This window comes from Pseudoalteromonas porphyrae, assembly GCF_001298125.1.
Lineage (GTDB): Bacteria > Pseudomonadota > Gammaproteobacteria > Enterobacterales > Alteromonadaceae > Pseudoalteromonas > Pseudoalteromonas neustonica.
Genome location: NZ_LHPH01000005.1, coordinates 187,465 through 200,198, shown reverse-complemented (window position 1 = coordinate 200,198; position 12,734 = coordinate 187,465). Strand labels below are relative to the sequence as shown.

General features: G+C 39.3%; 11 protein-coding genes. 7 read left to right on the top strand and 4 right to left on the bottom strand.

The annotated features are described in order from the left end of the window. Position 1: 1 nt before the first annotated feature. From ADS77_RS06530 to asnB, 4 genes are all read left to right on the top strand, one after another. Positions 2 to 709, top strand: a complete 708-nt coding sequence (locus ADS77_RS06530; protein WP_054203644.1) for a DUF969 domain-containing protein — start codon at positions 2 to 4, stop codon at positions 707 to 709. Further along, positions 706 to 1,731, top strand: a complete 1,026-nt coding sequence (locus tag ADS77_RS06525; protein WP_054203643.1) for a DUF979 domain-containing protein — start codon at positions 706 to 708, stop codon at positions 1,729 to 1,731. The genes ADS77_RS06530 and ADS77_RS06525 overlap by 4 nt, the downstream gene beginning before the upstream one ends. Further along, complete coding sequence (pcp, locus tag ADS77_RS06520) at positions 1,724 to 2,392, top strand: pyroglutamyl-peptidase I (protein WP_082355618.1); 669 nt, start codon at positions 1,724 to 1,726, stop codon at positions 2,390 to 2,392. The genes ADS77_RS06525 and pcp overlap by 8 nt, the downstream gene beginning before the upstream one ends. Positions 2,393 to 2,546: 154 nt before the next feature. Beyond that, entirely contained in the window at positions 2,547 to 4,220 is a 1,674-nt protein-coding gene (gene asnB / locus ADS77_RS06515) for an asparagine synthase B (RefSeq protein WP_054203642.1), read from the top strand. A 123-nt stretch (positions 4,221 to 4,343) separates the two neighbouring features. Here the strand turns inward: asnB and ADS77_RS06510 are convergent, their stop codons facing one another. From ADS77_RS06510 to ADS77_RS06500, 3 genes are all read right to left on the bottom strand, one after another. Next, positions 4,344 to 4,820: a GreA/GreB family elongation factor gene (locus ADS77_RS06510; protein ID WP_054453462.1), complete on the bottom strand. Its 477-nt coding sequence runs from the start codon at positions 4,818 to 4,820 to the stop codon at positions 4,344 to 4,346. 276 nt (positions 4,821 to 5,096) lie between these two features. Beyond that, positions 5,097 to 5,765, bottom strand: a complete 669-nt coding sequence (locus tag ADS77_RS06505) for a DUF2987 domain-containing protein (RefSeq protein WP_054203640.1) — start codon at positions 5,763 to 5,765, stop codon at positions 5,097 to 5,099. Next, positions 5,758 to 6,567, bottom strand: coding sequence for a glucosaminidase domain-containing protein (locus ADS77_RS06500; protein ID WP_054453460.1), 810 nt, complete (start codon positions 6,565 to 6,567; stop codon positions 5,758 to 5,760). Before ADS77_RS06500 ends, ADS77_RS06505 begins: the two co-directional genes overlap by 8 nt. 169 nt (positions 6,568 to 6,736) lie before the next feature. On the opposite strand from ADS77_RS06500, the gene ADS77_RS06495 reads away from it, so the two are divergent. Next, positions 6,737 to 8,026, top strand: a complete 1,290-nt coding sequence (locus tag ADS77_RS06495) for an anti-phage deoxyguanosine triphosphatase (RefSeq protein WP_054453458.1) — start codon at positions 6,737 to 6,739, stop codon at positions 8,024 to 8,026. A gap of 62 nt (positions 8,027 to 8,088) precedes the next feature. On the opposite strand, the gene ADS77_RS06490 is transcribed toward ADS77_RS06495, so the two are convergent. Continuing rightward, positions 8,089 to 10,245 carry a prolyl oligopeptidase family serine peptidase gene (locus ADS77_RS06490; RefSeq protein WP_054453456.1) on the bottom strand — a complete coding sequence of 719 codons (2,157 nt, stop codon included), beginning with the start codon at positions 10,243 to 10,245 and terminating at the stop codon, positions 8,089 to 8,091. Between the two features lie 199 nt (positions 10,246 to 10,444). On the opposite strand from ADS77_RS06490, the gene ADS77_RS06485 reads away from it, so the two are divergent. Both ADS77_RS06485 and ADS77_RS06480 read left to right on the top strand, forming a co-directional pair. Beyond that, on the top strand, positions 10,445 to 10,774 hold the full coding sequence (locus ADS77_RS06485) for a DUF962 domain-containing protein (RefSeq protein ID WP_054203636.1): 330 nt from the start codon (positions 10,445 to 10,447) through the stop codon (positions 10,772 to 10,774). Between the two features lie 78 nt (positions 10,775 to 10,852). Next, entirely contained in the window at positions 10,853 to 12,700 is a 1,848-nt protein-coding gene (locus tag ADS77_RS06480; RefSeq protein ID WP_054203635.1) for an ABC transporter ATP-binding protein, read from the top strand. Positions 12,701 to 12,734 lie beyond the last annotated feature (34 nt).

Sequence of the window (12,734 nt, the reverse complement as noted above, 5' to 3'; positions counted from 1 at the left end):
TATGTTTGAACTTAATTTTTGGCCACTCATTGGTATACCAGTTGTTGTGCTAGGTTTTGCATTGCGCTTTAACCCCTTAATGGTCGTAACGATCGCTGGTATTGCAACAGGCTGGGCGGTTAATTTAGATATCATCACTTTGTTGCAAACTTTTGGTGAGAAATTTATGAACTCGCGTCAGCTTGCTAGTTTCATTTTAATCTTACCCGTCATTGCTTTACTTGAACGTTATGGCCTACAGCAACATGCTAAAAATTGGATAGCAAAAATAAAAAGCGCCACTAGCGCACGCATATTGGCCTTATACTTCATTGTTCGTGAGTGCTCTGCTGCACTTGGCTTACTAAGCCTTGGTGGTCAAGCACAAACTGTTCGCCCATTATTGGCCCCAATGGCATTAGGGGCTGCGACGAATAAATATGGTGAATTACCAAAACCAATTAAGGACATGATCAGTGCGCATGCTGCGGCTGTTGATAATATTGCAATGTTCTTTGGTGAAGATATTTTTATTGCTTTTGGCGCAGTACTTTTAATGGATGCTTTTTTAAAAGAAAATGGGATCGCAGGTATCGAACCATTGCACATCGGTTTATGGGCAATCCCTACGGCTATTGCTGCACTGATTATTCACCTATTTAGATTATCTCGCCTAGAAGCAAAAATTGCCTTAGCCGTTGCCGCACACAAACAGCAGGAAGCAATATGAGTAAAGTATCAACAACGGATATAAGCAGCTCAAGCACTGCGATAATTACCATAGAAAACATTTATTTATTGATTGGTATCATTGTAATGTTCTTAGTCGTACGCACGTTACAAGATAAAAACCACCCGAAAAGACTCACTACAGCACTATTTTGGTTTTTATTCGGAAGTAGTTTTTTATTTGGTGATTTGTCTATTGCCATATTAGGTGGAGCCACTACTTATTTATTAGTTGGGGTGAGCGTAATATTAATTGCTCTTCTGGCAGGGTTTAATCTTGTTAGTATGGGCAGTTATAAACCTCTAACAGAGCGACAACAAACTGAGTCTGCCTCACGTCTTGGCAATAAGTTATTTATTCCTGCATTAATGATCCCCGTAATCACTGTATTACTTACAGTATCATTTGATGGGGTCGCTATAGGTGATTATTACTTACTAGACCAACGCCATCTAACGCTAGCGTCTTTGACAGCAGCCTGTATTTTTGCACTTTTAATTGGCTGGAAAATTACAGGAGGTAACCCTGTTGAAGCGATCACTGAGTCTCGCCGACTGGTTGATTCAATTGGTTGGGCTGCTATTTTACCGCAAATGTTGGCCATGCTTGGCGGCGTATTTATTGTGGCGCAAACAGGCGATTCTATCAAAGAATTAGTCACTTTGTTTATTGCACCCGAAAATCGTTTTATGTTGGTGGTTTTGTATTGTGTTGGCATGGCATTATTTACCATGATAATGGGCAATGCATTTGCCGCATTTCCGGTGATGACCGCAGGTATTGCAATGCCATTCCTAATTGAAGGTCACGGCGCTAACCCTGCACCATTAGTAGCAATTGGTATGTACAGTGGTTACTGCGGCACGTTAATGACGCCCATGGCAGCAAACTTTAATATTATCCCTGCTGCATTGCTCGACTTAAAAGACAAATACCATGTTATAAAGGTGCAAATACCCACTGCACTGACCTTGTTAACTGTTAATATTATTTTAATGTATATGGTGATTTTTAATGACTAAACTAACATCGAGTATGCCGTGTGTGATTATCACCGGCTTTGAACCATTTGGTGGCGAATCAATTAATCCCTCATGGCAAGCTGTAAATAAACTAGGCGATGACTTAATTGCTAAGCATCGAGTGATTGCTTTAGAGCTACCGTGTGAATTTGACCGCTCATTAGATGTGCTTTACAAAGCGATAGAACAGCATCACCCCGTATTAGTGTTATGTGTTGGTCAAGCAGGTGGGCGCAGTGAAATAAGCATAGAGCGTATTGCCATTAATATTGATGATGCCCGCATTGCAGATAACGCCAACACTCAGCCTATTGATAAACCAGTGATTGAAGATGCTCCAGCGGCTTATTTTACAAACTTCCCCATTAAACGCATGCTCGTCGACTTACAAAAAAGCCATATCCCGGCTGCTATCTCTAATTCTGCAGGTACGTATGTCTGTAATCATGTTATGTATGGCTTATTACACTATATTGCAGAGTATGAACCGCAGCTCAAAGGCGGCTTTATTCATATACCGTATTTACCAAGCCAAGCGGTGCACCACCACGGTGCACCAAGTATGAGTGAAGATACCGTCATCAATGCTCTAAAAGTACTGATTACGGCAGCGTTGAGTACAAAAAAAGACGTTAAGGTGGCCGCAGGCACTACACACTGATCATTGTGGTGCACTGCAGTTCATTGTGGTGCATAAATTATTCTTTAAATATTGTAAAAGCTATGTGACTTAGTTAATTGTTTCTGTTAAAACAAAGGTTAGCGCTTAGGAAAATGTACCTATGCTACACACATGATAGGAATGAGGAGTTACTATGTGTTCAATTTTTGGTGTATTAGACATAAAGTCTGATGCCACACAATTGCGTAGTCAAGCAATTGAAATGTCAAAATTACTGCGTCATCGCGGCCCTGATTGGTCAGGTGTCTATTCATCTGACAAAGCGATTTTAGTCCACGAGCGTTTAGCTATCGTAGGTGTATCTAGTGGAGCGCAGCCACTATATAACCCAGAGAAAACCCATATTCTTGCAGTGAACGGTGAAATTTATAATCATAAAGAACTCGCTGCTCAACTTGAAACTGACTTTACGTTTCAAACACAATCAGATTGCGAGGTTATTCTTGCGCTATACAAACAAAAAGGCCCCGACTTTTTAGATGATTTAAACGGAATTTTTGCTTTTTGTTTATACGATGAAGAGCAAGACGCTTATTTAATTGGCCGTGATCACATTGGTATTATCCCGCTTTATACCGGCCATGATGAACATGGTAATTTTTATGTTGCCTCAGAGCTCAAAGCACTGTCACCTATTTGTAAACACATAGAAGAATTCCCTCCAGGGCATTTTTTATGGAGTAAAGATGGCGCGCTCACAGCTTATTACCAACGTGATTGGGAAACATTCGACGCAGTTAAAAATAATAGCGCAAAAGCAGAAGACGTAAAGGATGCGCTTGAAGCAGCCGTTAAGCGCCAATTAATGTGCGATGTACCATACGGTGTTTTACTCTCAGGTGGATTAGACTCATCGGTGATCTCAGCCATAACTCAGCGATTTGCCGCAAAACGCATAGAAGACAACGACGAAAGTGATGCATGGTGGCCAAAATTACATTCATTCTCTGTTGGTCTTGAAGGATCACCAGATTTAGCGGCTGCACAAAAAGTAGCTGATATGATTGGCACAGTGCATCACCCTATTCACTTTACAATTCAAGAAGGGATAGATGCATTAAAAGAGGTTATTTACCATATTGAAACCTACGACGTAACAACTATACGCGCTTCGACGCCTATGTATTTAATGGCACGTCAAATAAAAGCAATGGGTATTAAAATGGTACTTTCAGGTGAAGGGGCCGATGAACTATTTGGTGGTTATTTATACTTCCATAAAGCACCTAATGCGCAAGAATTTCATGAAGAGCTAAATCGTAAAGTATCTAAACTGCATATGTTTGATTGCCTACGTGCTAATAAATCAATGGCAGCTTGGGGCGTAGAAGCGCGCGTGCCATTTCTTGATAAAGAATTTGTTGATGTAGCCATGCGAATAAACCCAGAAGCCAAAATGTGTGGCAATGGCAAAATCGAAAAACATATTTTACGTGAAGGTTTTGAAGGTTATTTACCTGACGAAGTACTATGGCGTCAAAAGGAACAATTCTCTGACGGTGTAGGCTATAACTGGATTGATACCTTAAAAGAGTTTGTTGCTGAGCAAGTGAGCGATCAAGACTTAGCGAATGCTAAGTTTAAATATCCAATAAATACCCCTGATTCTAAAGAAGCCTATTTTTACCGGACTATCTTTGAATCACATTTTCCGGGAGACGCAGCCGCTAAGTGTGTGCCTCATGGTAAATCAGTGGCCTGCTCTACGCCTGAAGCGCTAGCATGGGATGCTTCATTTCAAAATAATGCAGATCCATCAGGACGAGCTGCGGGTATACATAACGACGCCTACACGCAAAAAAGCTAGGTATATACCCAAATCACCTCAAGATGTGAGGTGGTTTGAGTATATTGTTTACGACTTAATTTAAGTTGAACTCTGGTAATGTCTCCACTTGCCATAGTTCAACTTAACTAAAACAATAACTTTTTATGCGATAGAAGCAACGCACAACAAACGTGTTTTTTCACCCGCACTAAATGAAACATCATCACCTACTTCTTTATTCAATAGGGCTTTACCAAGCGGCGATAATGGTGTGAGAACATAAACAGAAATGCTTTTAATCGTCACTTTTAAGCCACCTGAATAAGGCCCGATAAAATACCAATTAAGTACATCATCTTCATCACTTAAGCATACTAAAGACCCTATTTTCACCTTCGTCGATGAGGGTTCTTTAAAGGCTTTTTCGAACGCTTTAATACTCATATGGCATTCATTCACACGCTGCGCTTGCCCTTGCGCTAAATACGCTGCTTCAAGCCCCAGCGTATCATATTTGTTTTCTGCAACATTTTCTTCGTGAGTGGCAGTATCGTGAGCCGTTTTAGCCGCGGCTTGCGCTGTGGTTAATTGCGCTTCAAGAGCAAAACGTAGGTGTTCTATAACATGGGCTTTATTCATAGTCTGTGTTCATACGTGCTATAAAAATCAATAATATCTCTATTTTAACGTGCTTTGAGTGCGTTGTAACTGAATTGACAAAAATGACTGATACCTTACCTAGTTGTATCGAAATAGCACTGTTAGTGATATTCGTAGATTAAGTAAATTATTGGTTGATATCTTTTAGGGGTATTTATTACATGATTTAAGTAACCAAAATCAATATGATACTAAACGAAAGAGGCTTAAGCAGATAAAATAATTAAGCACTGCACACAGTGCTTAATAAAATAGTTAATTGGCTATCCAAGGAGTGACTCTAACAAGCGTTGCGGTGATATTAAACGCTGTTTTATCGCCTTCCCACTCGTCAGAGATAGCGACATGACAAACCACACCTTCACATGTAAAGGCAGGATCAGCAACTACGATAGGTTCTGCAAACGTCAACACAACACCTTTTTGTTCCGGTAATAAAAAGCTCATTAATTTACTAATGAAAAAACCTGACAAGTTAGATAGTAATTCATCAAACTCTTGATCAAGTTGATAAAGATGCTTTTTATTTAAATAGCTTGCGTTAAATTCACGCGCTTCTATTTGTAATTTTAATTGGCAATCATGATTGTCATTTTGTGGTTCAATGACAACGACCGCTTTATCAGAATCTAGTTGTTTATCAAACGGTAATAGCATTTGAGCTTGATCGGTGTAGTTTAACGGGAACTCCTGTCGCTCAGTAATAATACGCCCAGTTTTAATTAAACAGGCATCATTTGTTGCAATGTCTGTGATATAGAAATTAACTTGCGCAAACTGAAAGTCCCCTTTGTTTACAACTTTTAAACGGTCATAAAAGCCATCATAAGAAACAACAAACTCTTTGGCGTGAATACTAAAAGTACCTAACAGCATGAATGTAATAATAATATAACGGGGAAGGCTGAACATTAACTTATTCATCAAAATACGCTCGGTTTTGGTTTATCATTTGGTTTAATTCCTCAATGTATGCTTCTCTTCGTTCTGAATACGATATTAAACCATAGGTTAACTTTATTGCAGATACAGGTTTTTGTTGGCGACGTAAATCAGCACGAATCGAGCGTAATTCTTTATATGCGCCATGCGTGTTAATATTTTTAAAATATGAGTTTACCGCTGCACGAACCGATTTAAATGCTGCAACTTCATGTTTTGCTTCGGCATTACGTCTACTTGGTACCATGCCACAGCCTTTACTGTAACACCACTGGCCAAAAAAATTCAATCCAATACGGGCAAATCGTGATGTTCCCCACGCAGATTCGTTGGCTGCCTGCATTAGTGCCAATTCTTTTGGAATAATATCAACACGGCGTAGAGCTTGATTTAAAGACAAACTATTAATCGTGTCAGGCAATTTATAGCTATTTAAAATTGCTTTTACTTGCTTGGTTTGTTTCTCATTAAGGGGCTCATCGTATTGCAACATCATTAACGCAATTTCTAATGTTGCGCGTTGCTGGCGAATTTTTTTATTTTCAGCCTCAATATGTGGGCGAATAAAGTCGAAAAAAGCATGCTTTTTTTCTTTCACATCAGTGAAGCTGTCAAACTTAGGTAATTTTACCGAATGCAATGGCTTTTCTATTTTCTTAACGACAGGTTTTTTTTCTGCTGTCGTTTGTGGTTCGCTTAGCGAAGTTGGACGTTGTATAAATGGGTAACTTAATGCCCAGATAAAAAAGAGGCTCATTAGAAAACGAAAAACGTATTTAAGCATGTATCATCTCAAAAAAACTAGCAGTTATGCATGGTAAATACACATGCACTCGACAAATCATTATACCTAAGCATCTAAATAAAGGCGAATTAACACAATTGTTATAATTCAAAAATTTCAGCTACAATTCGCTCATCAAACGTGTAAGTTATTATTAGGTATTGAATTCATGAATTTAGACTGGCAAAAGCGTATTATTGATCAGCAAAAAAATCGACCAAATGATAACCGCTCGCCTTGGCAAGTTGATCGCTCTCGTATTATCCATGCAGCTGCATTTAGGCGCTTACAAGCTAAAACGCAAATAATGGGGATTGGCTTAAACGATTTTTATCGTACCCGCCTTACACATTCTTTGGAAGTTGCGCAAATAGGCAGCGGTTTGCTGCGTCATTTAAAAAATCAACATACAGATTTTCATCATTTCCCCACAACCAGTTTACTAGAGACCCTTTGCTTAGCACATGATATTGGTCACCCCCCCTTTGGCCATGGTGGTGAAATAGCGCTTAATTATATGATGCGTGATCACGGGGGCTTTGAAGGCAATGCACAAACGTTGCGTATAGTTGCTAAGTTAGAGCCATACAGTAATGGCCACGGTATGAACTTGACTCGCCGCACTTTACTCGGGTTCATCAAGTACCCAGCACTCATTGATGATTTATGGCATACAATCCCTTCGCACTCCACTAGTCAGCGATTTATTAAGGCCGATGATTGGCGCCCTGCTAAAGGCTTATACAGCGACGATAAAGAAATTCTACATTGGATAAAAGCCCCGCTATCAGTTCATGACCAAACGCTTTTAGCTAGCCACAAAAAAGTTGATAACTATCGTTCTAAAACTAATTATAAATCCCTTGATGCAGCGATTATGGAACTTGCAGATGATATTGCCTACGCAGTACACGACTTAGAAGATGCGATCGCAACACACACTCTGACTTTAACCGATTGGCAAAATCACGCCGTTCCTGCACTAACAGCCATTGACTCACCTTGGTTAAAAAGCAATTTAGCTTCGATAACTCAGCGCCTGTTTTCACCGTTTGATTATGAGCGTAAAGATGCCATAGGCGAACTGGTTAATACGTTTATTATTCATGCCCATTTAACAGAGCAAAACAGTGTGTTTGAATGCCCAATTTTACAAGTTGGTGTAGAGTTACCAGATCAATATGCTGGTGCACTTCAGGTACTAAAGCAATTTGTGTTTAATCAGCTAATTCGAGAGCCACATATGCAACAGATTGAATTTAAAGGCCAAAACTTACTAATTGAGCTATTCAATGCCTTTGCAAGTGATCCTTTACGGTTATTGCCGATAACTACACAGCATATTTACTTACAAGCAAGTAAACAAAATCAAGGCATGCGAGTTATTTGTGATTACTTGTCTGGCATGAGTGATGAGTATGCGTATAAAACATACGAGCGACTTTTCTCACCAATTTAAGTTTTTAAATAAAAAAAGCCACTTACGACAAGTGGCTTTTATACTTATTTATTTTATAACGATTAAAGTGATTTAATGCCCATATTATAAAGGGTAAAACCATAGATATCTGCGTATTGATCAATGATTTTACTCGTTGGCGTGCCCGCACCATGACCTGCATTCGTTTCAATGCGGATAAAGTATGGATTTGCACCTGCGCCTTTTGCTTGTAATTCTGCCGCAAATTTGTATGAATGCGCAGGAACAACACGGTCATCATGATCGCCTGTGGTGATCATAGTAGCTGGGTATTTTACACCCGCTTTAACATTATGAACTGGCGAATAACCATGAAGGTAGTCGAACATTTCTTTACTTTGCTCACTTGTACCGTAGTCGTAAGCCCAACCAGCACCTGCAGTAAATGTATGGTAACGTAACATATCAAGCACGCCTACCGCCGGTAACGCAACTTTAAATAATTCAGGGCGCTGAGTCATAACAGCACCGACTAACAAGCCACCGTTTGAGCCACCACGAACAGCTAAATAGTCACTTGATGTGTATTTTTTCTCGTTAAGGTATTCAGCTGCAGCAATGAAGTCATCAAACACATTTTGCTTTTTCAGTTGCGTACCAGCGTCATGCCACTGCTTACCATATTCACCACCGCCACGGATATTTGCAACGGCGTAAACACCACCTTGCTCAAGCCATGCGGCTACAGTAGAACTAAAGCTTGGTGTTAAGCTTGCGTTAAAGCCACCATACCCGTACAAAATTGTTGGGTTAGTACCATCAAGTTTTACATCTTTTTTGTACGATATAATCATCGGTACTTTCGTGCCATCTTTTGATGTATAAAAAACTTGCTCTGACGTGTATTGCGCAGAGTCAAATTTTGCACCCGATTTACGATATACGTCAGATTGTCCTGTATTTACGTCAAACGAATAGGTATTTCCTGGTGTCGTATAATTTGCAAAAGAATAATATAAGGTACTGCTCTCTTTTTTACCACCAAAGCCACGTGCTGTACCAACACCCGGTAGGCTAATTTCACGTACCAACTTACCTGCTTTATCAAATTGTTTAACTTTTGAAATTGCATCTACCATGTATTTTGCAAAGAAAAAATCGCCGCCTTTTGACATACTTAAAACGTTGTCAGTTTCAGGGATAAGATCTTGCCAGTTTTCAGGTGTTGGGTTTGCAGCATCAACAGTAACTACTTTTTTGTTTGGCGCATTAAGATTAGTCACCAAATATAGTTTGCTACCGTCATTATCAAACACGTATGTATCTGAATCAGTGTGCCCTAATATCGTTACGAGTTTACTGTCAGGTTTTGTTAAATCTTTAATAAACAGTTTATTACCAGATGTTGATACACTGGCTGATATCACTAAATATTTATTATCACGTGTTACTGATGCGCCAATGTAACGGTGTTTCTCGTTATCTGTACCACCAAAAATAAGTTCGTCTGCTGTTTGCGCAGTACCTAACTTATGATAGTAAACTTTATGTTGATCAGTCTTTGCTGATAACTCACTGCCTTTTGGTTTATCGTAGCTTGAGTAATAGAAACCATCGTTACCAACCCACGAAATACCGCTAAATTTAACATCGATTAACGCGCTTTCAATTTGTTCTTTTGTTTGGGTATTAATAATAATAACTTTGCGCCAATCACTGCCACCTTCCGAGATCTGATAAGCCGCTAATGAACCATCTTCAGAAAAAGTTAAGCCAGACATTGAAGTCGTACCATCTTCACTGAATTTATTCGGATCTAAAAATACCTCAGCATCACTTTCATCTTTACTGCGATAAAGGACATATTGATTTTGTAAGCCATCATTTTTATAAAAATACGTGTAATCGCCTTCGATAAAAGGGGCCGTCACTTTTTCATAATTCATTAATTTTTCAAGGCTGGCTTTTAATTTGTCGCGGTATGGAATATTTTCAAGGTACGAAAAAGTAAGATTATTTTGTGTTTTAACCCAATCAGCCGTGTCACTGCTCATATCATCTTCTAACCAGCGGTAAGGGTCAGCCACTTTTTGATCAAAATAAACATCAACTACTTCACCCTTTTTCGTCTCAGGGTAAGTAACACTTTGTGCCTTTTGATCTTTGACCTGCGTATTTGTTGTCGCAGAACTTGATGTGTTGTCAGAACAACCACTGAGCGCAACAAGCACGGCGCAAGCTAAAACTTTTTTTAACATCGTATTATTTCTTATAGGACAATTTATTAGATCGAGTAACATATTTCCTTAGTGCCTCCTTGTCTAGCGTAATGCGACTAATAAAAGGCTAGACTGTAAATATATGTAAACCTATAACGGACATTTAGATGAACTTGTTTGCACTTTTAGTGCCATTGCGTTAACAATAAACACTTCACTTGAAGCTGGTATAAATATAATGAAAAAGCAAACCACAGAGCAAGGCACAATCCAATTTACTAACTTTAAAGACTTTTATCCCTATTATCTGCAAGAGCACACTAATACAACAAACAGACGTTTGCATTTTATTGGCAGTTGTTTAGTTGTCATAGCTATTTGCTACGCTTTGCTCACACTAAACCTCAAAGTATTTTGGTTATTACCCATTATTGGCTATGGTTTTGCCTGGGTTGGGCACTTTTTCTTTGAAAAAAACCGCCCCGCTACCTTTAAACATCCTCTCTATAGTCTGCTTGGTGATTGGGTGATGTTTAGAGATATACTAACAGGTAAAATTAAGTGGTAAATAAGACTTTAAATCCCCCTGTTTTTGTCCCTTTTCAATGATATAGTGAAGGTCATTTTTACTATTTAAGATATTAAAATGTATCGATTATTTGAGCGGATGACTAAGCCGTTCCCTGAAGATAAACCAACGCAGCCGCCCTCAACCTTATTTGCCTTTTGCCGTCATTATACAAAAGGTATGGAACTGTCGCTCGTTTTCATGTCACTTAGTGCTGCGCTGCTCGCTATTTTAGAAGTATCGCTGTTCAGTTATATGGGGCAATTAGTTGATTGGCTAAGTATTCACACACCCGAAACATTATTTGTTGAGCAAAAATCTGAACTTATTAAAATGGCTGTGGTGCTATTAATTATTTTACCACTGGTGGTCTTTTTTCATTCAGCAATATTACACCAAGCTCTATTGGGTAATTACCCAATGTCAATCAGGTGGTTAGCTCATCGTTATTTACTACGTCAAAGTGTCAGTTTCTATCAAAATGAGTTTTCAGGAAGAATTGCAACCAAAGTAATGCAAACCTCTCTTGCTGTGCGCGAAACGGTGATGAAGTTACTTGATGTACTGATGTACATTGTGGTGTATTTTAGCGCTATGGTATTTTTAGTTGCCGCGGCAGATTGGAGACTGATGATCCCACTGCTGGTATGGCTCACATTTTATACCCTAATACAGCTTTATTTTGTGCCAAAACTCAAAAAAATAGCCAGCTCGCAAGCCGATGCCCGCTCAGAAATGACAGGTCGTATTGTCGACAGTTACACCAATATTTCTACCATTAAGCTTTTCTCTTACACACAACGTGAAGAACAATACGCCAAAGACAGTATGGATGTTTTTTTACAGCCAGTTTATAAACAAATGCGTTTGGTCACGAGCTTAAATTTTGCGATTCAATCCCTTAACTACCTTTTAGTGTTCAGCGTCGCTGCATTATCTTTGTATTTATGGTCGTTAAGTGCCATTAGTGCCGGTGCTATTGCGATAGCAGTAAGTTTATCACTGCGATTAAATGGTATGGCCCAATGGATAATGTGGGAGATTAGTGGTTTGTTTGAAAACATAGGCACTGTTGCTGATGGCATGAAAACACTTTCAAACCCTATTGACGTTGACGATGCCCCAGATGCTCATACTCTTAATGTGAGTGATTGTGTTATAAATTTTGAAAACGTGCATTTTAATTACGGTAAAGCTGCCAATGAAACAAATAGAGGCCCTGTGATCAATGGTCTCGATTTAAATATCAAAGCAGGCGAAAAAATAGGCTTAGTTGGTCGTTCCGGTGCGGGCAAATCAACCTTGGTTAATTTACTGTTGCGTTTTTACGATGTTGACAGTGGAGCTATTAAAATTGATGACCAAGATATTTCAAAGGTCAGCCAAGAAAGCTTACGCAAACACATTGCAATGGTCACTCAGGACACGTCATTACTACACCGCTCTGTTAAAGAAAATATCTTATATGGTCGCCCTGATGCGAGTGACCAAGAGATGTTAAACGCTGCAAAGCAGGCTAAAGCCCTCGAATTTATAGATGACCTTGAAGATAGCCAAGGTAACAAAGGTTTTGCAGCACAAGTGGGTGAGCGCGGTGTTAAACTCTCGGGCGGGCAACGCCAACGTATTGCGATCGCACGCGTACTCCTAAAAAATGCACCTATCCTTATTTTAGATGAAGCTACAAGCGCACTTGATTCTGAAGTTGAAGCTGCAATTCAAGCAAGCCTTGATGATTTAATGACAGGTAAAACAGTAATTGCAATTGCACACCGTCTTTCAACGATCGCTCAAATGGACAGACTCATTGTACTTGATGAAGGCGGTATTGTTGAGCAAGGTAGTCATGATGAATTACTCGTTCAAAATGGGATTTATGCTGCGTTATGGGCACATCAAACGGGTGGATTTATTGGGGTTGAATAGAGTACTAAAATGTCCGAATGATAAAAAAGAGCCT